A 23450-nucleotide genomic window follows, 5' to 3' on the forward strand; every position below is an offset into this window, starting at 1 on the left:
ATAATTGTAATAAATACCATATTTACAAACGAAGAGGGTGTTATCGTGAGAGGGGTTTTAATTAGCATCTTATTATTGCTATCGCTATTAGCAGGCTGCAGCAGCAACCAGACAGATGTTACTTCATTTAAAGATCAAAGGGATGATCGAGTTAGTCTGTCTACTTCACTTAATTACGAAATTATAAGAGAGAGGCAAAGTATAAATGAAATAGATCACGTCAGTGATTCATTAAAGAATCCGGTTATGATGCGAGTTTATTTAGAGATGACTAATATAGGAGAACAAATCGCTGAATCTATTAAAATTAGGTTTAATGAGCCTCTCCCGATGAAATATGTACATAGCTCGGGAAGTGAGGGGAATACGAACGGTATTTTGAAGAAAAACGAATCATATGAGTATTACATCACATACACCTTCGCAAACGAAGCAGATCTCAAACAATTTCTTAATGAAACAACTGTAAGCGTTCTGTGGAAAGAAGAGGGTTCGGAAAATGAATTAACGCTTAATCTGCCCAGCAGCCCCATAAAAGGTGAAATGAATTAGAGGTGATAGGGAATGTTTCAACTTAGACAGGTAAAGGGATTTTCAAAACAAGTTGTCTCCGTTATTGCTCAATGTGTATATAACCCTACAGAAGAGAAAATGAACGGGATCGTTCAACTATACAATCTAGATGCTAACCGAGTGTTATATGCTTACGATGATGGCAGCCGTATTGCTGCGATTATTGGTCTTCTGATCAAACCTGAGGAGATAGTTATTTCACATATCGCTGTAGATGAAGAGATGCGAGGAAAAGGCATTGGCCGTGCTTTAACCCATGAAGTGATGTCATTGCACAAGATGACTGCTTTAAAGGCTGAGACGGATAAGGATGCGGTAGGATTTTATCGCACATGTGGTTTTCATATTGAAAGTCTTGGAGAGCTCTATCCTGGGGTTGAGCGGTTCTTGTGTACTAGGCACAGACTGGATTCCTTCCAATGTACTGAGGTTAATTCATCCGAGTAACTAGCTACATTGTATTGTGTACAGTATAATCTGCCGTCTAGAGTTACTAGCAGACCAATTAGGTGAAATATACTGTAGAGAATACAACGTAGACTAAGATCGACACCAATCAACTATTATTCTGCTGTAGTAAATACAACGCAGAGCATCAGAACAACAAATCTTACCGTCCAAAAGGAAAAGCCTGCACCAAGTCCGGTGCAGGCTTTTATTCTTACAGCAAACTAACCAAGTAGTTTACTTTTTAACACGGCAACTTGCTCTTCCGTTATACCAATCGTGAGCAAATATTTTTCTGCGGAACCATAACGGTTGTACAGATGCTCAAGCATCATGACCATATTATCCGGAGCGCTGCCCATGAAGCGTTCGAACATCTCAATCGCTGCGGCATCTGCGTTGCCAAGATGCTTCAGACGCATTTCGTCGACCATAGGTGCGAGACACTCTGCTGTCAGGCTATAGTCGTTAATGATCGTTTCATGAGGGACTTGAGCGGTATCAAGAAGCAAGGCGGAGACAACACCGGTCCGATCTTTGCCTGCAGTACAATGGAAGAGTGAAACAGCTTCAGCTTCGTTTGCAAGATGCTCGAACACCTGACGGAGTTGAGATTGAGATTTGTCCAGCATATCTACATAGAGCTCACCCAAGCTTTGGACATGCAGGACGTCTGGTGTAGCGGGATTGATCAGGCTGACATGATGGTAAGCGACTTTTTCGGAAGCTGCGAACACGTTAGGATCTTTCTCCAGCTCTTGAGTATGGCGCAGGTCAACGATCAACTTTACATTCTGGTCCAGAATATGGCGTTGGTCGGCTTCTGTCAGCTTGTGAAGACCATCGGCCCGGAAAATTCTTCCCCACTTTGTTACTTGTCCGTCCTTTGTTTCATAACCGCCAAGATCACGCATGTTATAGGCGCCATCCAGCTTTACTACTCGATTCTTTTGAGATTCTTGAATGTTAGTTGTCATTTATCTAATCTCCTTTGCTTCATGGGTGTCTGTCAGATGTGCGAACAGGATTGGCTTCATTGGAATCTTCCCTTCACGAATTAGGATTGTCATCTTCTTAACTTCAAGTTAAGTATGCAACTTGTATGTAAGTTGTGTGTAATAGCGAGCTTAAGTATTTGTAAATACAACTCAAAAAAACCGGAGGCCATAAGGCTCCCGGTTTGATCATTATGAGTAGTTTATTTCAATAATCCACCAAGAATAAACTGCTCATGGACATCCGAATATTGCTCGGTGACGGCAGCTTTTGCTGCAGCAATGTCACCAGTCTTAATCGCCTCATAAATCCGGCGGTTCGTTTGAACAGATCGGCTTGGCTGGTATTGGGGATATTTTTTGCGGTAGGAGACGGTATGGAATACATATCTTCCCCGGTAAAGCTCCATAATTTGCAGCATGCTCTCATTATGAATAGTCCGAAGGATGGTCTCAGTGAAGAGCAGGGTGCTGTTATAGTAACTGTAGAAATCACTTTGCTCCATAGCTGCCTGCTGCTGCTCGAGGTATTGGCTCAGCGTTTCCAGATCGAAGTTAAGCTGGCGTTTCACAGCGGTATCCAGTACGAACAGCTGCATCGAGACGAGTACTTCATACATTCCGCTGAAATCATGGGCGGATACTTCCTTCACCATAACTCCACGTCCCCGGAAAGATCCAACTAGTCCTTCCCGTTCTAACAAGGAGATGGCTGCGCGGATAGGCGTCCTGCTCATGCCGAGAAGTCCAGCAAGCTCATTCTCGGACAACATGGAGCCAGGCATATATTCCGCACGCATAATTCGTTCACGTATTTCACGATAAGCAACGGTTTCCAGAGAAGTAGAAGACATAGTGATATTTTCCTTTGTCTGTTTTTAGTTTAATAGTAACAAAACCTCTATGTCTTGCAAACACTTTATAACAGAGGATTTTTCTCAATTGCCTCTTGTGGTCTTCTTGTATTACTGGCATAATACAGTCATAGCATGAGGCAGGTGATGGAGTTGCTGACTTTTCAGGATTTACAATTAAATAATAAAATGCCGGTCTACGTGCAGATTGCCTTGTATGTAAAGAGACGTATTTTGCTCAAATGGGCGGTGTCCGGCGATAAGCTTCCTTCCAGGCGAGATATTGCTATGCAGTTGAACATTAATCCAAACACGGTCCAGAAAGCGTTCAAGCTGATGGAGGATGAGGGTTATGTTCGAACGAGCAGTACATTAGGAAGTGTTATTTATCTGGATGATGAGATCTATGGTCGTATTGAGTCAGAGCTTACAAAGGAAATGGTGGCGGAATTTATAGCACAAGCTAAGGAAGCGAACCTTTCGTTTAAGAAAACGGTTGAGCTGATTAGTGAGCTTTGGGAATAGGCTTTTTATACATTCATTGTATTAGTGCATTAATACAGGAGGTGCAGGAAAGTGAAAGGATTTTACCGGCTTTTAAATATTCAATTTGCGTCGATGCTGCCTGTTTTATTGATTTTGACAGCGGGGATGCTGCTGACGCCATATATGCTGCTGCAATCCGCGGTTGAGCATTTGAATGAGAATTCGATGCATCCGCGGTTTGAAAGCTTGTATTATACGTCCGGATGCAAGACGGCGTTATATGTATTTATTGCTGCGTTCTGCGTTTATTTCCTGGTGAAGCAGTATAACGCGTATTGGGGGAGCAAGAGCATTTATACGTATTTGACCTTGCCAGTGAAACGAGAATCGTATTACTGGAGCAATCTGCTGTCTTTTATCATAGGATTACTGCTTCTTCTTGTGGCTCATCTGGTTGCGATAAGATGGGGGTATTCCGCTGTTGTTGATCATATCGGCAGCTACGCCGATGGCAAGTTCGTCATGCATAACGGGTTGTTTCTGGCTTTTATCCGCTCGAATTTCCTGAAGCTTATATTACCGTGGAGCATTAGCGGCTGGTTTGCGTCGATCAGCGTATTCCTCACAGCGGCTATCGGCTTATATTACGCATTCCTCTGTGAGCGCAGCAGGCGTCATTGGTTTATTATCTTCGTATTTGCTGTGGGCTTGATTATGCGGCATATTGTGAATGCTCAGATATCTGCTCCTTCTTCGGATTGGACAATAGGTAAGCTTTATACGTACAGCATTATTCTGCTTATTATGAACGGCTTCTTCATCTGGCATAGCATACGGCTAATCCGGAAAGGAGTTATCTCCTGATGATACAGGTATTATGGAAGAAATCAGCAAGGCACTTGGTGCTTCCGGCGCTCGTAATTGCGTTGCTTCTTATCGGATCCCAATTCATGCAAGTCGATGCGGACCGTGATAAAGGAACTTTTTATTTAAAGGATCATCAAGGTGATCGTTCGGCGCTAGCGGATGTGACAATTAGCGGGGAACTGGGGGATGGATTTCATAAGTCGTCGTTCGAACTGGCTGGCAGCAGTGGGAGCATAGCTACGGATACTCAAATTTACGATTCTCCAAAAAACATTTGGTATGATGATCGAACGCCTGATAAGTTGAAGGGGGATTTAAAATTTGATTTGAATGGCTTTGAACCATTCGCCATTGACTATTGGGATCAAAGGGATTCAAGCATTTATAAAACAGCGTATTTCACTCTCGAATTCGTGGAGTACAATGACAAGCATCAAACGATGCATAACAGTCACACGTTCACAAACTCGGTGCAGTATGGGCTTGCAAAGATCGGGAACCAAATCTATTTTACCGTCCCATCAGGGAATACTTATGTCGGTACAAATGGGATTTACAAACTGAATTTCATAGATGGCCGGAGTAACCCGGCTGACGCACCGGAATCTGAAGCGCTTGCCACATATAGCCTGGATAAAAATAAAGAGCCGGCTTCTTCCGAGATACAAGTGCTTGGCCTAGAAGCTGTAGGCGACAAGTTGGCTTTGATTCTGGAAGAGAATAAGAAGCTCGTCGTGCGGAGCTATGACAGCAGGAGTGGTAAGCTTTTGGGAGAGGCAGCAGCAAATAATTTTACAATACCTAGTTCCCATTTGGGCGAGAAGAAGAGGTCTTTTCATGAAGACTATGAAGCTTTTATAGATGAAGACCAACTAAGTATCGCTTTTCGGAGTACTTCTGACGAGAGTAATAATTACGGCAGTATTCAAAAAACAATTTGGAGCTTCAATCTATCGGACGGCGTAAAGCTGCTGGATGAGACAACGATCAGCTATAACGATAGTATCGAACTCAACAAACGCAATATGAAAGCAATCAGCTATCGGAACGGTAAGCTTTATGTCGTCCATGACCATTCTATTCTCGATGGCAAGACGGATGAGCAGATCTTATTTGACCCCTACAGGCCTAAGCAGCTTATTATTCAAGTTTATCAGGCGGGAAAGCTACTTTATGAAGGGGAGCTGGCAACAGACATGAATGACGATTGGATAAGGGCCATGAATTATACCAAAGACTCGTTCACGAACGACACTTCGCAATACCGAACATTTGATCATATCGTTATCCAATGGGCCAAAGGAGCTTGTTAAGATGGTGACCATTCAAAAACTATCCCGTCATCTTGCGATTCCTGTTGGCTTTGCTGCGTTGCTTTTGATAGGAGTTTTCGCTTTACTTAACCATACGCATAAGAATTCAGGAACTTTATATATCAAGGATCATCTCGGAGAACGATCAGCGGTTGCGCCGATTATTCTCTCAGGTGAGATCAGTGATCAGTATGCAAGTACAAGTTTTGAACTTTTGAATGGCCAATTAAACAAGCATACAGAGGTGTCCGATCCTCCTGTTCTGCCGGATCATTATAAGTACGTCCAAGGATTGAAAAAAAGAATGGATGGACTTGATTATGAGGTTAGAGGAGAATATACCTTCTACGTTACCTCTGATGATCCGAACATTCAGGGAAGTGGCAGGAAATCTTCTCTCATCAATACCAGGATTGTGTTTCAAAGCAATAATAATTATACAAACGCATTAGAGAGCGGACTTGCCAAGATTGGCGATCATGTTTATTTTACCGTGCCAACAACGGCCGACAGTACAGGGACTAACGGCATTTATGAGCTTTCCTTTGAAGAGGACGGTACGACACGGACTGTTGTTGAATACAGTCTTGACCAGAATAAAGATGGGCGTTCTATTGAAGTGTGGGGGCTCGAGGCAGTGGGAGATAAGCTGGCCCTTATACTTATGGAGAATGGGCATCCTGTCGTGCGGGGCTACGATCCAAATAGTGGGCAGCAGCTTGGCAACATCGTGCTTGATCAGACGGATGTCCAATATTCCGGCCAATATGAAGTCTTTGACAATGATCAGATTTTGAATCTTGTTTTTCAGAATAGGTCCGTCACCGACTATGATATCCGTGCTCATAAAGCAGTATGGAGCATTGATTTCAATAGCGGCATGCAGTTGATTGACAAGACGAATGTGGATTATGAAAGGAATTGGCATGATACTTTGCGCAGCCGGATGACGATGCTTTACCGTAGTGGTCAGCTTTACGTCGTTTATACGTCAACGGAGCCAAGGCCGGATGACCAATATTTTGCTGACAGCTACCTGCCGATTCAACTGCTCATCAGGGTGTACAATGACAATCAGCTATTATATGAAGGCGAGCTTGTGTCGGATTTGAATGATGACAGGATAAATACGCTTAACATGGCAAGTGGCCAGCCCTATGAAACACAGCCGGATGATAACCGTATGTTCTACCATCTGAAGCTGCAGGCAAGAGAGGAGGAATAGCATGCTGGAGCTAAAATATGTAGAGAAATCATTTGGAGATGCACGTCCAGTGCTGCATGTCCGGGATTTGACGATTCCTAGCGGAGAGATTGTTGGCGTATTAGGCGAGAACGGAAGCGGGAAAACAACCTTGCTCAAAGCGATCATGGGGCTTGGTGAAGTGAAATACCGCGATATGTTCATTAATGGTCGTCCCGTTCAGGAGCAATACGACCAGCTTGCTTTTATTACGGAAGAAGGAAGCTACATCCCGAAGCTAACCCCTCTCCAGTATGCAGATTTCTTAGCGGCTTTTTATCCAAGATTTGATCTTGTGTACTATAATAAGCTGCTGAAATTTTACGAGCTTGAACCAAACAAGAGAATTCGGACGTTTTCGCGAGGACAGAAATCGAAGCTTGAGATTAGCGCGGGTATGGCGAAGGGCGCCAAATATATTCTGATGGATGAGCCGTTCCTTGGGAAAGACATGTTTACAAGACGCGACTTCCTGAAGCTGATGATTGGCAACCTGAAGGGCGATGAAACAATCCTGATCGTGACTCATCACCTCGATGAGATTGAAACGGTCATTGACCGGGCACTTATTATGTCGAGGGGCCGAATTGAGGCGGACCTCTACATGGATGACTTGCGTGAGCAGGGCAAAGACCTGACCGCTATTATGGCGGAAAAAGCAGGCTATAAGCCGGACCGATACAAAACCGTCCTTGATTAAATGGAGAAGCTCATTTCCCCTGAATGATGGGTGAAATGAGCCTTTTGTTATGCTTAACGATGTGCACATCATCAAGGTTTAATCTCAAATATCGAATCAATAACAAGAGGCAGATCGTCTCGTAAGGAATTGGCGCCCATAACGGAGCGGCTGTGAATGCCGTTATCCTCGAATACTTCCCGCATGAGATCGGAACAGCCATTCAGTACGAGGTGATGTTGTTCGAATGAAGGATCCGCATTAACGAACCCTTGCAGTTTAACCACTTGAGCTACTCGATCCAAGCTGCCTAAAGCCTGCTTCACAACAGCAAGAATTTCAATTCCCGCACTACGGGCAAATTGATAGCCTTCCTCTGTGGAATAGGCTTGTCCTAATTTCCCTTTTGGTTTCCCTGATGGGCCTTTACCAGCTACAAAAAGTAGAGAACCCGCCATTACGCAATTTGTGTAATTTGCAGCGGGATCACTTGCTTCAGGAAGGATAATTCCTAAATTGCTTAATCGTTCTTCAATGCTTGTACTCATTATGAACAACCTCCATTTTTTACTTCACCTGACCAATAGACAAGCTCAGCTTGTAGTTCCCAAACGATAATAACTCATCTAGAAAATCATTCAGCTCCAGCTGTGAGCCTACGCGTACCCGCATCCAATAGCAGCCTTCTCCGCTCACCCTATGGATCTCTATTACATTGCTGTTTTGCTGAGCGAAGGCCTGGAAGGCTTGATGGGCAGTGCTGGATTTCATAAAGACGGTAACAAAAGCATGAACGGTCAGGCCAATTTTGTTAGGATCCCAACGAACGGTTGTGCCTTCAATAATGCCAAGATCCTGGAGTTTCCGAACACGAGCACCAACAGCCTGGCCGGTCAAATGCACATGTTCTCCAATCACTTTGTGAGACTGGCTGGCATCTGCAATTAAACGATTTAAGATCTGAATATCAATGTCATCGATTCCATATTGATTTGACATGTTATAGGAAATCCTTTCATTGTGAAAATAATCGAGGCCTTTTTGTTTCATGAGGTTATTCGTGCCAGATGAACCTTATTTTATAATTAAGATAGACTTAAAGGGAAGAGAGGTTTTACAAATATGAACATTCAATTGATTCGACATGCCACCCTATGGCTGGAATATGCAGGAGTACGGTTGCTCGTAGATCCAATGTTTAGTGAAGCTGGAGTGAATCCGCCAATCAACAACTCGACGAATGAGAGGCGCAATCCGCTTGTGCCTCTGCCAATCTCTAAGGAAGAGCTGGTGAAGCCGGATGCTGTTCTCGTCACACATCTTCATCAGGATCATTGGGATACTGCCGCGGCAGAAGCACTGCCTAAGTCGACGCTCATATTTTGTCAGCCTGGTGATGCTCACAGCATAACAGCCCAGCATTTTTCTTCTGTTACGGAGATTGAGCAGTCGACAATATATAAAGGCATCACGATTTCAAGAACAAGCGGTCAGCATGGTACAGGTGAGATCGGACAAAAAATGGGGAAGGTGTCCGGATTTGTCCTTCAAGCAGAAGGACATCCGACCCTTTATATCGCAGGTGACACGATCTGGTGCGATGAGGTAAGGCAGGCGCTGGACGCCTTTCAGCCGGATGTGTCGATTGTCAACGCGGGTGGTGCACAATTTGCCGTTGGGGATCCGATTACGATGAATGTTGAAGATGTAATTCGCGTCTGCCGCTATGCGCCTTATTCCAAAGTTATCGCGGTTCATATGGATACAATCAATCACTGCCTGGTGACAAGAGAGGTTCTCTCTCGTGCATTGCAAACTGAGGGATTGATGGATCAGGTTCTGTTTCCAGCCGATGGTGAAAGTGTGATTGTAGATAAATAATCGGCAATAACTTGGTTAAAAGCTTCCGGTGCGTCTGCATTTGCACAATGACCTGCTCCCGGGATCGTTACAAGCTGTGAACGCGGCTCCAGCTGGTGAAGTAAATTTAAGGCTTCATGAATCAGTTCCCGGTCATGCTCACCAACAATTAGGAGCATCGGATACGGCATGGGTTTCCATCGATCGGTAAAGAAGGAGCCCATACCGCTCATTGCCTCAAATGACCGCCGCTTGAAGTGCCGGATCCCTTGGTCAAATAATATACGTCCTTGTTCTGTTGAACAGGATACGCGAAGAACATACTGTTTAAATTTTGTCATGGAGAATAGGATGTAGCCAATCCATTTGAGCGCTTCGGCTTGCTGCTCTTTTTTGATCCGCTTATTGGCTTTATGTATGGAATAACCCCCAACAATAATAACGGAGCGTGTTTGCTCCGGATAGCGGTCCGCAAAGGCTTGTGCGATCAGCGAGCCAAGCGATACACCAAGGAGATGACAGGCTTCGATCCGGTTGTCCGCCAAAATACGGCTGATGACAGCAGGTATATCTTTTATCGTAACCTTAGATTTGGCAGAAGCTCCGGCCCCATGCCCAGGCAGATTAATAAGGATAAGCTGGTAGTTATTTTCCAAAAAAGAAACCTGTTCCTGAAACAAGGTATAGTCCGCAAATGCAGCATGCAGCATAACAATCGTTTCTTTGCCCTCATTGCTGCTTATGAAATAGGGGAAATCACTATGCTGTTCATACCTGCAAACGTCTTCCCTTAGCATCCCAATTTCCCCCTCTTATCGGAATATATTACGATCTGACCTTATAACTTACGCTGATATRCAAGCCGTCATGCCAAAAGAAGCCTCCAAGTAAAGTGAACTTGGAGGCTTCTTCGATCCTTTTATAAATCCCGTTCATTGGCACCTATCGCGAGAATTTCCCGAATATCAGATTCGGTAAGGGATGACAGCTGCTCTTCACCAGGCTGGATGATGTCGTCGATCATATTTTTCTTCCGCTGCTGAAGCTGGTACATCTTATCTTCAACCGTGCCATGAGCAGCAAGACGGATAACCTGAACAACCTTGGTTTGTCCAATTCGGTGAGCACGGTCTGCGGCCTGCTGCTCGACTGCAGGATTCCACCACAGATCGTATAAGACGACCGTATCCGCACCAGTTAGATTAAGTCCTGTGCCGCCAGCTTTCAGAGAAGCGAGGAAGATATCCCTCTCACCATCGTTAAATCGATTGCATAATTCGACTCGCTCAGAAGCTTTTGTACTGCCGTCGAGATAAAAGTATGGTATACCTTGCCGGACAAGCTCCTTGCTGATTAGACCAAGCATCTGTGTGAATTGGGAGAAGATCAGCATCCGTTTGCCAGTGCTTCGGCATTCCTCCACAATCTCGAACAGCTGCTCGAACTTGGCTGAGCTGCCTTCATAGTCCGTTACGAACAGTGCAGGATGACAGCAGATTTGGCGAAGTCGAGTAATGCCCGCCAATATTTTGATCCGGTTCTGATGGAAGCTGCGATCATTGTCCAGATGCTTGACCGTTTCCGTCCGCAGCTTTGCCAAATACGAGACGTAGAGCTTCTTCTGCTCCGGCAGTAAATTGGTGGCCTGCATGGTTTCGATTTTATCGGGCAGCTCCTTGAGCACATCGGACTTCAAGCGGCGAAGCAGGAAGGGACGTGCACGGCGGGAGATGCTTTCTCTTGGCATATCTGCAAATACTTTACGGGCAGGGAACAGTTCCGGAAAAATGGCTCCAAAGAGCGACCATAGCTCCTCCACCTTATTCTCAAGCGGCGTTCCGGTTAACCCGAAACGGTGTTTGGCTTGAAGGGCTTTTACCGCTTGTGCGGTTTGAGTCGTATGGTTCTTAAACGCCTGAGCTTCATCCAGTACGACCGTATGATAAAAGCGTGTGACATACAGATCAATATCCCGCCGCAGAAGGGGATAGGAAGTGATAATGACATCCACACCTTTTAACGATCTTAGCTTTGCCGCTCTCTCTGGCCGTGTTCCATCTGCGATAATGACCGAGATCTCCGGAGCGAAGCGCTTCAGCTCGCTTAACCAGTTGTACATCAGTGATGCTGGCGTAACAATGATGGCTGGCTGATCGAATTGTCTAATCTCCGGTAATACGGACAGCAGGAAGGCTATACTTTGAATGGTTTTACCAAGTCCCATATCATCGGCCAGAATGCCGCCCATCCGGTAATGAGCAAGTGTCTTCATCCATTGGAAGCCGTATTTCTGGTAATCCCTCAGCACGTGTTGAAGGCTGGCAGGAACCTCGAACTCCAGATGATCCGGATTACGAATATGGGCAAGCAGCTTACGGAATGATTTGCCGAGCTGAATAATTCGGCCGTCATTTTCCATATCCGCAAGGTGTAGTCCCCGTGCAAGCGGGATGCGGAACGTGGTGTTGTTGAGCTCCGAACGCAAGAAGCCTGTTTCATTAATAATTCTTGTGATAGCTTCATATTCTTTGCCCTCCAGCGGCAGAAAAGCTCCATCCTGAAGGCGATGAAAGCGGCGTTTCTCCACAATAGAGCGCAGCACACTACGAATTTCGTTATCCGATATCCCCGTCAATTCGAATTTAAATTCCAGCCAGTCAGTTCGTTCATCGACTTCAACTTTTAAGCTAGGAGGCGAGTTAGGGACAACAATCTTTGTCTTAACGGCCGTTGTTGCATGAATCTGAAGCAATTTTTCAAGCTTTGGAATGGTATGCCGCAGGAACTCGAATTCACTGTCTTCATCCTGCATGTAGTAACCAAGCTCGGTTGTAACAAACCCACTTTGGTCCATGATATCTAGGATCTGATTCTCACGGTCGCCGTCTCTTAGTAAAATCCGGTCCGTGTTCTTATAATCAGTGTTTGCCGCCAGAGGATTGATCCTAATGTCCCCGTATTGGAACTCTACTTCGGCTAGAAGTCTTTCCCGGACACGGTCCAGATACAGCTTAGCCTTCAGAGGTGTCTGCACGATCCGCTCCGATACACTTCGCGTAACTTGAACCTGCCCAATCTTCATCAGCTCGGGAACAACCTTCTCCATAAACGGTTCAATTTGCTCCGAGGAAATGATGACATGCTGCCTGCGGGAGGCATCCAGCATATTTTTGAGATCCGCTAGCCGTTTACAGGCATCTGGGGGCAGCTTGATGATCAGGCCTTTGCTGAGAACCATATTGTAGGCGGACAAAACAATAATCTGATCAAGTCCTTCGACCTCGAGTTGAAAGCCATTCCCGTCATGATCGCCAAATCCAAAGCGGATAGGAGTGGTCTCATCACTAATCTGCAAGCCGGCGGTGATGGTGCCCTCCTGATCGATCAGAACGGATGGGCATGCAGCAAGAAGCGGCAGCAGGGCTGGCCAATCTGCAGGCGGAATCATGAGCATTCGATCGGCATTTTTCAGGCGAGCTCGCCCAGGTAAAGGCTGTGCACCCTCCTGGTACAGCGCTTCATTCCTGCTGATTCGGGCAAGTTCATTTAGCACAGCATGATCTTCCGTCCTGAAACAATGCTCTGCCGGGTTAAAGGTGAAATGCTTGGAGAATGTTCGAGTAACATTGAGAGCCATACCTTCGATGAAAGCCCGGATATCCGGTACGACATACAATCTGCCAAGACCAATTCTAAGCTCTATCCCAATCCGATAATTCCGGTAGCCGCTTGTGAAGATAACACAAGTAAACTGAACTTCAACAGGAGTTCGAGTATCTCTAACGTATCTTGTGCGGCTGATGAGCGAAGGCTGTTCACGATCATGGCTATTAAATAAGTCTAGAATGCTGTTAGACAACAGCTGGTCGCTTGCAGATATGCGGGCGAGATTAAGAGCCTCTTCGGGCAGCTCTGGCAGTTCCAATAGATGCAGCAGCATAGCAGCAACATGCTCGCAATATTTGTCTTCAGGGTCAAAGTCCGGACAGGTGCAGGTAGCGATAATCTCACCACGGCTGCTCGTTGCGGTTACGATTAGATCGCGATTCGTTCTGACATTCGCCTCACAGAAGGGTTTGTCCGGATCATAACGCAGAATGGTTACACCGCCGGACTGCCAGATTGATTCCCCTTCTTCAAAAGCAAATCTGCCGCACAATACTCGGACATCATCATCCGTATATTGAAAGCTCATCGTTATAGAATCCTTTCTTTTTGCTCGGTTATTTGATGCAGCAAGCGCAGCAGTTGACCTCGATCTTCGGGCGATAAAGAAGCCAGTACTATATCGGCAGATTCGCTCATGGCGAGTCTGGCTTTTTGTATAAGTGGCGGAGCAGTCTCGGATAGCTTGATAAAGGTCGCTCTGCGGTCATCCGGATCCGGAATCCGCACAATAAGCTTCTCTTGCTCAAGAGCATCCACGAATTGGGTAACCGTGCGTGGTTTAATGCCAAGCTTGGCAGCAATCTCACTCATTCGGATCTGTCCAGATTCCGATACAGAGACGAGAAAGCGCAGCCGCGGTCCTGATAAATAATCCGGGATATCGAGATCAGTTAGATGCGATTCAAATTGAAGATGAAGCTGATGGGTAGTTCGAAGCAGCGTTTCCAATAAGAGGCCTGCTGCAGGTACTGATTCGGATGTAGGCATAAATCCTCCTTGACTTTTAACAAGCAAAATATCTATACTCGCTATATCAATAAAATACTGAGTATACACAATATGTGTTAGTTCTGTAGTTTGATTTTACACGAATCCTAATGTTACTTCAAATATTTCGAATAGGGAGGATGTTTAAAGATGACCCAAATGATGCAGGCGATCCGCTACCATGAGCATGGAGGTGTGGAGGTGCTGCGGCTGGAGCAGGCTCCTCGGCCAGTACCACAAGCAGGTGAGGTTCTTATTCGTATTGTAACCGCAGGTGTACTTCCGATCGACTGGAAGATTCGTAAAGGCTTATTCCCGATGCCGGTCAAGTTCCCAGTGATTCCAGGCACAGCATTTGCAGGTATTGTTGAGGAGGTAGGACCGGATGTGAACGATCTGCAGGTCGGGCAGGAGGTGTTTGGCAGAAGTATGAATGGGACCTATGCCGAGTATACGACAGCTCCTGCAGAATCTATTGCACTTAAGCCGGCATCCATCAGTTTTGAGGAAGCAGCGACTTTATCGGGCGGAGCAACAACAGCATGGTGTGGTATTAAGAATGCAGATGTGAAAAAGGGTGATCGTGTCCTTATTCATGGAGCGGCGGGAGGTGTCGGGCTGTTCGCTGTACAGTTCGCCAAATGGCGAGGTGCTCATGTAATCGGGACGGCTGGACCGTCGAATATGGCATATATTCGTTCCATCGGTGTAGATATGGCTATTGATTATACGACTGAGCCTTTTGAGAAGCAGATTGAGGAGAAAGTGGATTTTGTCCTGGATACGATTGGTGGACAAACGCTTGAACGTTCCTGGGAGGTTGTGAAGCGGGGAGGTGCTCTCTTGACGATTGCAGGTCAGCCGCCGCTTGAGCGGGGACAAGAAGAGGGTGTTCGTGTTCTTCGTTCAGCGATTGCAACAAAGCAGGATTTAATCGACATAGTGGAACTGATGGACAAGAAAATCGTTCAAACAGAGGTTCAAGCTGTATTTTCTCTCGGTGAGGCAGAGCAGGCACATATGCAGTCGGAAAAAGGCCATGGTCGAGGACGTATTGTTCTACATGTTGGTAATAAATAGATTCTTAATGTAAAACATATACAAAATCCGCGTATCTAGAGATTGTGTGGATTTTTTTATAGGCAAAACTATATTTTATACGCTATATTCTTTAATTTATGTAGTTTACGGCAAGCGATTTCGGATTAGAATGAAAAAGATAAATTAGAATGGAATCAGTTATGTGCGAAAAGGAGAACGTGATCATGACAAAACCTAATGAACCGATTGTAACGCATATTTTTACAGCAGATCCTTCTGCGCATGTATTTGAAGGTAAAATCTATATCTATCCTTCCCATGACCTGGATCATGACGGCCCAACGAACGATAACGGCGATCAATACCAAATGGAGGATTACCACATCCTGTCTATGGACGATGTAAATTCCCCATGTGTTGATCATGGTGAAGCTCTTCATGTGAAGGATGTACCTTGGGCTTCGAAGCAAATGTGGGCGCCAGATGCGGCCTTCAAGAACAATACGTATTACTTGTATTTCCCTGCTAGAGACAAGGATGGAATCTTCCGTATCGGTGTAGCGACGAGTAGCACTCCTGCGGGACCTTTCAAAGCAGAAGAAAACTATATTCCAGGCAGCTTTAGTATCGATCCGGCTGTTCTCGTGGATGAAGATAACAAGGCATATATTTATTTCGGCGGACTTTGGGGCGGACAATTGGAGAAGTGGACGACAGGTGAGTTTGTTGCTGATGCTGCTGATCCGGATGTGAATGGTCCTGCGCTTGGACCTCTCGTTGCGGAATTGAGCGACGATATGCTTACCTTTAAGAATAAACCTACCGAGATTTCTATTGTTGACGAGGAAGGTAATCCTCTTCTAGCTGGCGACGAAGAACGCAGATATTTCGAAGGTCCTTGGATGCACAAATATAACGACAAATACTACTTATCTTATTCTACTGGTTCGACGCATAAGCTTGTTTATGCGATTGGCGATACTCCTCAAGGCCCGTTTGTCTTTAAAGGAACGATTCTGACGCCTGTACTGGGTTGGACAACTCATCACTCCATTGTGGAGTTCCAAGACAAATGGTACTTGTTCTACCATGATGCGTCGCTGTCAGGTGGCGTGGATCATAAGCGCAGTGTGAAATTCACTGAGCTTAAGTATAACGAAGACGGTACAATCCAAACGATTGATCCTTACAATAACTAATAGGGGAAGCACGGAGCATCTGCTCCGTGCTTTTTTGTTGTAGATCATCCTTCTCCTTCACCTCATCGCATACCTGAATAATGGAATAATGAAAAATATGTTCCATAAATTAGTAATATTCTTTATCTCTGAAGTAAAAGAGGGCAAGTCCATCGAAAGGCGTCGATTGATGGTGGAATAACTCTAAAGGAGGAGAGTGTGGAGGCTATGGTAAGTATTAGTCTTTGTCTCATTGTGAGGAATGAAGAGGATGTTCTGGCTCGTTGCCTCGATTCGTTAAAAGGTATTGCGGACGAAATCATCGTAGTAGATACGGGATCAACGGATGAGACCAGATCGATTGCTTCTTCTTATACGGATAACGTATATGACTTTGAATGGATAGATGATTTTGCTGCAGCGCGTAACTTTGCGTTTGGTAAAGCGACTTCCGAATATATTTTGTGGCTGGATGCGGACGATATTTTGCTGGAGCTGGATCAGATCAAGCTGCTGGAGCTGAAAGCAACCATTTCCCCTGAGGTCGATACCGTATCGATGTTCTATTGTTTGTCGCAGGACGAGAATGGAATGATAACGAGCAGGCTTCGCCGCAATCGATTAGTTCGAAGAGACCGTCAGTTCCGTTGGATAGGCGCTGTTCATGAGTATTTAGAGGTATATGGCGTTTCGCTTGTATCAGATATCGCCGTTACACATGCCAGCACACGACATGATAGTGAGCGAAATCTGCGTATTTATGAGCACGGCTAGCCAAGGGGGAAGAATTCAGTCCAAGGGATCTGTATTATTATGCAAATGAGTTGAAGGATCACAGTCGTAACGAGAAAGCTATCCAATACTATAATCTTTTCCTTGGTACGAAAAAAGGCTGGGTAGAGGATAATATTGCGGCTTGCGGGAAGCTGTCAGATTGTTACGCGGCTGTAGGGAATCAGGAGTCTGCCATGGAATCTGCGCTTCGCTCCTTTCAATACGGGAGTCCCCGCTCTGAGAACTGCTGCCGAATCGGCTATTACCATCTTCAATCTGGCGCCTTCGAAACGGCGGCGTACTGGTATAATACGGCCCTGCATACTCCCAAACAGGATGAGGCATGGTCCTTGCAAAATACATCCTGTTCCACCTGGCTGCCTCACCTACAGCTTTGTGTTTGTTACGATAAGCTTGGTCAATGGTTGAAAGCTTATGAGCATAATGAGATTGCCCGGGCCTATCGTCCGAACCATCCATCCATTCTACATAATAAAGCCTATTTGGAAGGGGTGCTCACCCCCTTGCAATCGCAAGAGGAAGCGATCCTTTAACACCGGACTCCGGTGTTTTTTTATGCTTTCCGTAGACCACTCCATGATAATTGGCGAATCTCAGATGCGGTTCGGCCTGTTGCCTCTTTAAGCTGTCTTGCAAAATGATGGGAAGTCTTAAATCCACAGCGCGAAGCGATTTCGGTAATCGTAAGACCTGTATTGTTCAGCAATTCGACTGCTTTGTTAATGCGGTAGCTCCACAAATATTGAAATGGAGTGGTCAACTCATACTGCTTAAACAGCCGGACCAAATGCTCTGGCGATACGTTCGCGGATGCAGCCATATCCTTTAAAGCGACGTCTTCGGCATAATGCTCTTGAATCCAAGACAATGCAGAGTAAATGGCAGGATGCTTCTCCCTCTGCTGCATGACCCGCTTTGATTCAACCGGGTACAGATGTAAGGCCGCGAGACCAAGCTGAAGTAAGAGAGGGTCACTGGCGGATGTATCCCGCTGCAAGCGAAGAATGAGATCCGTCAGACGGTTCATGTCTTCGGTAAGCGGCAGGCATTCGGGTAATAATCGGAGTGACTCCCGCGCCTCCTCATCAAACTCGGGTACATGTACGGCAATCCAGCGGTGCCAGGTATCTTCGGTTTTGGAGAAGACAAACTGTTCTTCATGACCGGGCAGAAGAATCACGACATGACCAGGCTGGGCATGAATTTCCCGGCCGTCAATGGATACAGACATCTCGCCGGTGTAGAGCATTACGAGCTGGATATCCGGCTGGATGCGGGGACCAAATTTTCCGCCAGGCGGGTATACAACGGAGCCTGCTACTGTTGATGTTACGAGCATGAGATCACCTCTTGTCTATATTCTACTGCCACGAAAAGCAGAATATCAATCACAGATACAAAAAGGCAAATGGCAGCCATTGTTCCGACCTAAGGAGGGGGAGTACGATAAAGCTATCGCTCGAGCAAATAAAAGATAAAGGAGAATGAACAGTGAATATAACTTATACAGCTCCTCTTACTCCCCTTTCGGAAGAACAAATTGAATTTTTCAAGGAAAATGGTTATTTGTTATGGAAAGAAGGCATGTCCTGCGATCTGATTGATGCCTTTAACGGACACATCTATGATATAAGAAACCAATCCCCGATGCCGGAATGGGCGACATGTGAGGAGAGCAAGAAATATTCTCTGCGACTCTTTAATCCGCATAAGCATGACAGCATGTCTAGACAACTGATGAAGCATGCGATCGTACGCGGGGCGCTGGCGCAATTGATGGGGAAAGAAGCGGTCTGCGTGCAAAGCATGTATTTCTACAAGGAACCAGGTTCCCCCGGACAGGCCGCTCATCAGGATTACTACTATATTAAAAATGATCCCATGACGATGATCGCCGCGTGGACAGCTATGGAGGATGTGGTTGATATCGAGAATGGCTGCTTATGGGTGATGCCTGGCACACATAAGCTGGGACTCCTGCCGCATGGGGCTGTAAAAAATATCGAAGAGCATGAGCATTGGACCGAGGAGACAGAAGGCGTGGATACAACGAAGCAAATACCGGTCATTATGGAAAAGGGTGATATCCTCCTCTTCAGCGAGCTGCTTATTCATTCCTCGAACAAGAATAGAAGCACGGACAGATGGCGCCGTTCCTATGTTTGCCACTACATTCGTGAGGATTCACATGTCCTTCATCGGGAAGATCTTCGTCAGAAATATCCACTATATTAGGAAGCACGGAAGGGAGCTGGAAAGCTCTCTTCTTTTTATGTATAATTAGTTCACAAACGTAACTGTTTACAAACATAACTAATAAGGTGGAGTGGCAGTTGGATTCAAATGCGAAAGAGATGGACATATACCAATCGTTTTTTAAAATAGCGCGTCAGTTAAAAAAGCTGGCCTTTCAAAGCGCCGCTGATTTAGGCTTAACTGTTCACCAGATCAACATTCTGGAGTCCGTTCGTTTGAATCCGGGTCAGAAGCAAAAGGAATTAACGGAGAAGCTTGTTTTTGCGAAAAGCAGGGTCAGCGTTTATATCGACCAGCTTGTGGAGAAGGGGCTTGTCCTTCGTGAGCCCTCCGAGCAGGATCGGAGAGAGATTCTGCTGTTTATTACGTCTGCCGGAGAAGAGTTATGTCAGGTATATAAACAGGAAGCCGCGTCGTATAAGGCGCTGAGCGCTGCGCTTGCACATTTGCAGAAGGAAGACGTTGACCGGCTTTCTGAACTGCATCAGCAAATTTTGAAACATTTATGAACGGAGGGGTCCCGCAATGTCCAAAATGTATGGAGGACCTGGAGGAATGGGTTTTAACAAGCTGAAGTTCGATGATGGGGCTAAGCCAAATATTTCGAAAGCTATGCTTACTCGTATCGCCAGTTATTTTATCCCCTATTGGAAACAGACGATCGTTGTGCTGCTAATCCTGCTTGTTTCCTCGGGGCTGGGCCTCTTGCCGCCGATCTTTATTCAGCATATTGTTGATGACGCTCTCCCGAATAAAGATATGGGGCTGCTTGTGGAGCTGGTGCTTATTTCACTTGCCGCTACCGTAGCCTCAGGCTTAATTGGTGTGCTGCAAAGCTATCTGAATTCCTATATCTCGCAAAATATTGTCTATGATATGAAAAATCAAATGTACCGGCATTTGCAGCAAATGCCGCTGCAGTTCTATTCCAATGTGAAGCAGGGCGAGGTCATTACGAGAATGACGAGCGATATCGCCGGGATCCAAGGGGTATTCAACAGCACGGTTGTCAATTTTGCAAGTAACTTATTCATCTTGGCGACAACGCTTGGCACCTTGTTCTTTATGAACTGGAAGCTTGCCATTTTGGGTATGCTTGTTGTTCCGCTTTTTATTATGCCAACTCGGAAAATGGGCCGTGTCCGCTGGAACATTGCCAAGCAGACCCAGGAGAAAATGTCCGATCAAAACCATATCATTCAGGAAACGCTTAGTATTAGCGGATACCTGCTGATGAAGCTGTTCACGAAGGAACAGAAGGAATTTGACGGCTTCAAAGCAGTTAATGCCGAATCGACGCGCCTTCAAATTAGAGAATCGATGGCTGGCCGCTGGTTTATGATGGTACTGTCTACTTTTACAACGATAGGGCCTATGCTGATCTACTTATATGGGGGTTATCTTTTTATTCAAGGAGAGATTACGATCGGGGCCATCATCAGCTTTGTCGCCCTTCTTGGCCGAATTTACGGTCCGGTGGGGCAGCTAACGAACTTGTATGTCGATATTAATCGGTCGGTTGCTTTATTTGAACGGATTTTTGATTATTTCGATATGGAGCCGGTTATTGTGAACAAGCTTAAAGCGCTGCCGATTGATATTTCTAGGCAAGACATTGTGTTTGAGGATGTAAGCTTTGCCTATCAAAGAGATAAACCTGCGCTGCAGCATATCTCCTTCACCGCTGTGGCTGGTACGATGACAGCACTTGTTGGGCCAAGTGGAGCTGGGAAAACAACGATAACGAATCTGCTGCCGCGGCTGTATGAACGGTCTTCGGGGAATATTCGGATCGGAAGCACGGATATATACGATATGACGCTGGAGTCGCTTCGGTCGCAGATTGGACTAGTGACGCAGGACAGCTATCTTTTTAACGGGACTATACGAGAGAATCTGATGTATGCCAATGACGGGGCATCGGAGGAAGAGATGGAGAATGCATGCAAGGCGGCATATATTCATGACTTCATAATGGGGCTTCCTGAGGGATATGACACGGTTGTTGGTAATCGGGGGATGAAACTGTCGGGCGGTGAGAAGCAGCGTATTTCCATAGCAAGGGTGCTTCTTAAAAATCCGGCGATTATCGTCATGGATGAAGCAACTTCTTCGCTTGATACGGTATCCGAGTATTATATTCAGAAGGCGATGAGTGTCCTGCTGCAGGATAAGACGAGTATCGTTATTGCACATCGGTTGTCCACCATAATGGCAGCGGATCATATTTTGGTCGTGCAGGATGGGACGATTGTAGAAGAAGGAAAACATGACGAGCTGCTCGAACTGGGTGGGGTATACAAAGATTTACATGCTAAGCAGTTTGAACGGAAATCATTCACCGAAAGTCATTAAAGATAAGATGAGGTGTTGTATGAGCATATATATTGCTTTACTGCGAGGGATAAATGTCGGTGGTAAAAATAAAATCAAGATGGCCGATTTAAGAGAAGCGCTGGTTTCTATAGGATTGTCTGATGTTCAGACCTATATTCAGAGCGGCAATATCTTGTTCACCTCTGAAGAGGATGAGGCTGCACTTCGGCAACGTATCGAGCAGCAAATTGAGAAAGTGTTTGGCTTGTCGATCAGAGTGATTATGCGGACGGCGGATGAGATGCGTACGATTGCTTCCAGCTGCCCCTTCACGGAGAAGCAAATGGCAGATGCTGCAGCAAGTGCGCAAGGCGAATATTTGTATGTGTCGATGATGCATGAGGAGCCGACCGTCGAGCAGATTGAGAAGCTCCGCTCTTTCGAGTCGGAAGAGGAGACATTTGAAAGCGCTGGGCGGAATCTTTACCTTTTGTTTAATCAGAGCGTCCGTAATTCCAAGCTCGCAGTAAAAGCTGACAAGCTTGGCGGTCATACGACTGTCCGCAATTGGAATACCGTTAATAAGCTTGTCGCTTTGGCGGATGCGATGGAAAAAGGTATTTAATACGTGTAGCAACTGGTGTAGTCTTTAATGTCTACGTTGGATTACGTACAATGAAAAATACCGCGTAGGCTGTATGGTGGCGGTATGTTGGATTCTATCCAGTATTATCGTCTCTGCTAGTTGGGAAATGTCTATAAGGTGTTAATTTGAATGTACGGAATCCAACGTAGAGTACATATTTCGCGTTGAGGTAGAATTCTATTGTACAAAATCCAGTCTGGTGCTGAAGAAGGGCATGACTTCGGTATAGTATGCAAGATAAAAAAGCCTCCAATCCCAATACAATGTGGATTTGGAGGCTTTTTGACGTTCTTTGCCTATGTCTCCGTCATTACTCCGCCGTTTACGTGGAGCACTTGGCCCGTAACGTAGGAGGAGTCGTCAGAGGCGAGATAGATATAAGTTGGAGCCAGTTCGAATGGCTGACCGGCACGTTTCATTGGTGTTTCAAGACCAAACGTTTTGACGTATTCGGCAGAGTAGCTGGATACGATAAGCGGCGTCCAGATTGGACCGGGAGCTACGGCATTCACTCGTATGCCGCAGCTTACAAGCTGGAGCGACAAGGAGCGGGTGAAGGAGACAATTGCACCTTTCGTGGAGGAGTAATCCACAAGTAAGGGCGCACCCGCATAAGCGGTAACTGATGCCGTGCTGATAATGGAGCTTCCCGGTTTGAGATGGGGCAGGGCTGCTTTGGTTAAATAGAAATGAGGAAAAATATTTGTGCGATACGTGTCCTCCAGCTGTTCATTTGTAATGTCCAGAATACAGGATTGCGGGAATTGCACACCTTGATTGAGCACCAATATGTCAAGACAGCCATAGCACTCCAATGTCTGGCGGACAATTTCCGAGGAGAACTCAGGCTTCCTCAAATCACCTTCAATCAGCAAGCAACGGCCGCCGTATGTCTCCACCATTTGCTTCGTCGCAAGTGCGTCCTCTCTTTCGTACAGATAGGCAATCGCCACATCCGCGCCTTCTTTGGAAAAACCAATTGCAACCGCACGGCCAATCCCGCTGTCACCACCTGTAATGATGGCCACTTTACCCTTCAGCTTACCGCTGCCTTTATATTCGGGGTTATCCGAAATAGGTGTAGGATTCATTAAATACTCGAGACCAGGCTGCTGGTCCTGATGCTGGGGCGGGAAAGTAATGGGGACTTGCTTACATTTTGTCTCCTGACTGTAATAAGGATATATCGGGATCATTTTGTTCCTCCAAATAAACCAAGTTGCTACAGGATATTCACCTAATCCT

23 protein-coding genes and 1 pseudogene are annotated in these 23450 nt (G+C 45.8%); 15 read left to right on the forward strand and 9 right to left on the reverse strand.

What is annotated here, in order from left to right; all coding sequences use genetic code 11:
* Positions 1-45: 45 nt before the first annotated feature.
* Positions 46-552 carry a hypothetical protein gene (locus AB4Y93_RS04870; protein ID WP_441889552.1) on the forward strand — a complete coding sequence of 169 codons (507 nt, stop codon included), beginning with the start codon at positions 46-48 and terminating at the stop codon, positions 550-552.
* Positions 553-564: 12 nt separating this feature from the next.
* Positions 565-1020: a GNAT family N-acetyltransferase gene (locus AB4Y93_RS04875; protein WP_441889554.1), complete on the forward strand. Its 456-nt coding sequence runs from the start codon at positions 565-567 to the stop codon at positions 1018-1020.
* Between the two features lie 224 nt (positions 1021-1244).
* Here AB4Y93_RS04875 and AB4Y93_RS04880 read toward each other — a convergent pair whose 3' ends face one another.
* Entirely contained in the window at positions 1245-1997 is a 753-nt protein-coding gene (locus tag AB4Y93_RS04880) for a tyrosine-protein phosphatase (RefSeq protein WP_441889556.1), read from the reverse strand.
* Between the two features lie 221 nt (positions 1998-2218).
* Entirely contained in the window at positions 2219-2869 is a 651-nt protein-coding gene (locus tag AB4Y93_RS04885; RefSeq protein ID WP_441889558.1) for a GntR family transcriptional regulator, read from the reverse strand.
* 147 nt (positions 2870-3016) lie between these two features.
* Between AB4Y93_RS04885 and AB4Y93_RS04890 the strand changes: the two genes are divergently transcribed.
* From AB4Y93_RS04890 to AB4Y93_RS04910, 5 genes are read left to right on the forward strand one after another with little or no spacing between them, the layout of a single operon-like run.
* Entirely contained in the window at positions 3017-3394 is a 378-nt protein-coding gene (locus AB4Y93_RS04890; protein ID WP_243865422.1) for a GntR family transcriptional regulator, read from the forward strand.
* A 51-nt stretch (positions 3395-3445) separates the two neighbouring features.
* Complete coding sequence (locus AB4Y93_RS04895) at positions 3446-4219, forward strand: hypothetical protein (protein WP_441889561.1); 774 nt, start codon at positions 3446-3448, stop codon at positions 4217-4219.
* On the forward strand, positions 4219-5535 hold the full coding sequence (locus AB4Y93_RS04900) for a hypothetical protein (protein ID WP_441889563.1): 1317 nt from the start codon (positions 4219-4221) through the stop codon (positions 5533-5535). The genes AB4Y93_RS04895 and AB4Y93_RS04900 overlap by 1 nt, the downstream gene beginning before the upstream one ends.
* 1 nt (position 5536) lies before the next feature.
* Positions 5537-6760 carry a hypothetical protein gene (locus tag AB4Y93_RS04905; RefSeq protein WP_441889565.1) on the forward strand — a complete coding sequence of 408 codons (1224 nt, stop codon included), beginning with the start codon at positions 5537-5539 and terminating at the stop codon, positions 6758-6760.
* Between the two features lies 1 nt (position 6761).
* The gene (locus AB4Y93_RS04910) at positions 6762-7478 is read left to right on the forward strand and encodes an ATP-binding cassette domain-containing protein (RefSeq protein ID WP_441889567.1); all 717 of its coding nucleotides are present in this window, start codon (positions 6762-6764) and stop codon (positions 7476-7478) included.
* A 71-nt stretch (positions 7479-7549) separates the two neighbouring features.
* On the opposite strand, the gene AB4Y93_RS04915 is transcribed toward AB4Y93_RS04910, so the two are convergent.
* Both AB4Y93_RS04915 and AB4Y93_RS04920 read right to left on the reverse strand, forming a co-directional pair.
* Positions 7550-8005, reverse strand: a complete 456-nt coding sequence (locus AB4Y93_RS04915) for a RidA family protein (protein WP_441889569.1) — start codon at positions 8003-8005, stop codon at positions 7550-7552.
* 19 nt (positions 8006-8024) lie between these two features.
* Positions 8025-8456: an Lrp/AsnC family transcriptional regulator gene (locus AB4Y93_RS04920; protein WP_441889571.1), complete on the reverse strand. Its 432-nt coding sequence runs from the start codon at positions 8454-8456 to the stop codon at positions 8025-8027.
* A gap of 123 nt (positions 8457-8579) precedes the next feature.
* On the opposite strand from AB4Y93_RS04920, the gene AB4Y93_RS04925 reads away from it, so the two are divergent.
* Positions 8580-9338 (forward strand): MBL fold metallo-hydrolase, encoded by a 759-nt coding sequence (locus AB4Y93_RS04925; RefSeq protein ID WP_441889573.1) that lies wholly within the window; start codon positions 8580-8582, stop codon positions 9336-9338.
* On the opposite strand, the gene AB4Y93_RS04930 is transcribed toward AB4Y93_RS04925, so the two are convergent.
* The 3 genes from AB4Y93_RS04930 to AB4Y93_RS04940 form a co-directional block, all read right to left on the reverse strand.
* Positions 9290-10114, reverse strand: coding sequence for an alpha/beta fold hydrolase (locus AB4Y93_RS04930; protein WP_441889575.1), 825 nt, complete (start codon positions 10112-10114; stop codon positions 9290-9292). The genes AB4Y93_RS04925 and AB4Y93_RS04930 overlap by 49 nt on opposite strands.
* A 122-nt stretch (positions 10115-10236) precedes the next feature.
* Positions 10237-13512 (reverse strand): SNF2 helicase associated domain-containing protein, encoded by a 3276-nt coding sequence (locus tag AB4Y93_RS04935; protein WP_441889577.1) that lies wholly within the window; start codon positions 13510-13512, stop codon positions 10237-10239.
* 2 nt (positions 13513-13514) lie between these two features.
* Positions 13515-13973, reverse strand: a complete 459-nt coding sequence (locus tag AB4Y93_RS04940) for a MarR family winged helix-turn-helix transcriptional regulator (RefSeq protein WP_441889579.1) — start codon at positions 13971-13973, stop codon at positions 13515-13517.
* A gap of 150 nt (positions 13974-14123) precedes the next feature.
* On the opposite strand from AB4Y93_RS04940, the gene AB4Y93_RS04945 reads away from it, so the two are divergent.
* The 3 genes and pseudogenes from AB4Y93_RS04945 (at position 14124) to AB4Y93_RS04955 (ending at position 17520) form a co-directional block, all read left to right on the forward strand.
* Entirely contained in the window at positions 14124-15053 is a 930-nt protein-coding gene (locus tag AB4Y93_RS04945; protein ID WP_441889581.1) for an NADP-dependent oxidoreductase, read from the forward strand.
* Between the two features lie 185 nt (positions 15054-15238).
* The gene (locus tag AB4Y93_RS04950) at positions 15239-16213 is read left to right on the forward strand and encodes a glycoside hydrolase family 43 protein (protein ID WP_441889583.1); all 975 of its coding nucleotides are present in this window, start codon (positions 15239-15241) and stop codon (positions 16211-16213) included.
* Positions 16214-16420: 207 nt separating this feature from the next.
* A pseudogene (locus AB4Y93_RS04955) lies at positions 16421-17520 on the forward strand (tetratricopeptide repeat-containing glycosyltransferase family 2 protein).
* 20 nt (positions 17521-17540) lie between these two features.
* Here AB4Y93_RS04955 and AB4Y93_RS04960 read toward each other — a convergent pair.
* Positions 17541-18326 carry a helix-turn-helix domain-containing protein gene (locus AB4Y93_RS04960; protein ID WP_441889585.1) on the reverse strand — a complete coding sequence of 262 codons (786 nt, stop codon included), beginning with the start codon at positions 18324-18326 and terminating at the stop codon, positions 17541-17543.
* Between the two features lie 152 nt (positions 18327-18478).
* Here AB4Y93_RS04960 and AB4Y93_RS04965 point away from each other — a divergent pair, with 152 nt between their 5' ends.
* From AB4Y93_RS04965 to AB4Y93_RS04980, 4 genes are all read left to right on the forward strand, one after another.
* Entirely contained in the window at positions 18479-19222 is a 744-nt protein-coding gene (locus tag AB4Y93_RS04965) for a phytanoyl-CoA dioxygenase family protein (protein ID WP_441889587.1), read from the forward strand.
* 98 nt (positions 19223-19320) lie between these two features.
* Complete coding sequence (locus AB4Y93_RS04970) at positions 19321-19752, forward strand: MarR family winged helix-turn-helix transcriptional regulator (protein WP_441889589.1); 432 nt, start codon at positions 19321-19323, stop codon at positions 19750-19752.
* Positions 19753-19768: 16 nt separating this feature from the next.
* Positions 19769-21598 carry an ABC transporter ATP-binding protein gene (locus AB4Y93_RS04975; RefSeq protein ID WP_441889591.1) on the forward strand — a complete coding sequence of 610 codons (1830 nt, stop codon included), beginning with the start codon at positions 19769-19771 and terminating at the stop codon, positions 21596-21598.
* A 19-nt stretch (positions 21599-21617) separates the two neighbouring features.
* Entirely contained in the window at positions 21618-22184 is a 567-nt protein-coding gene (locus tag AB4Y93_RS04980; protein WP_441889593.1) for a DUF1697 domain-containing protein, read from the forward strand.
* Between the two features lie 317 nt (positions 22185-22501).
* Here AB4Y93_RS04980 and AB4Y93_RS04985 read toward each other — a convergent pair whose 3' ends face one another.
* The gene (locus AB4Y93_RS04985) at positions 22502-23401 is read right to left on the reverse strand and encodes an SDR family oxidoreductase (RefSeq protein ID WP_441889595.1); all 900 of its coding nucleotides are present in this window, start codon (positions 23399-23401) and stop codon (positions 22502-22504) included.
* Positions 23402-23450 lie beyond the last annotated feature (49 nt).

Source organism: Paenibacillus sp. YAF4_2, from assembly GCF_052113225.1.
GTDB lineage: Bacteria > Bacillota > Bacilli > Paenibacillales > Paenibacillaceae > Pristimantibacillus.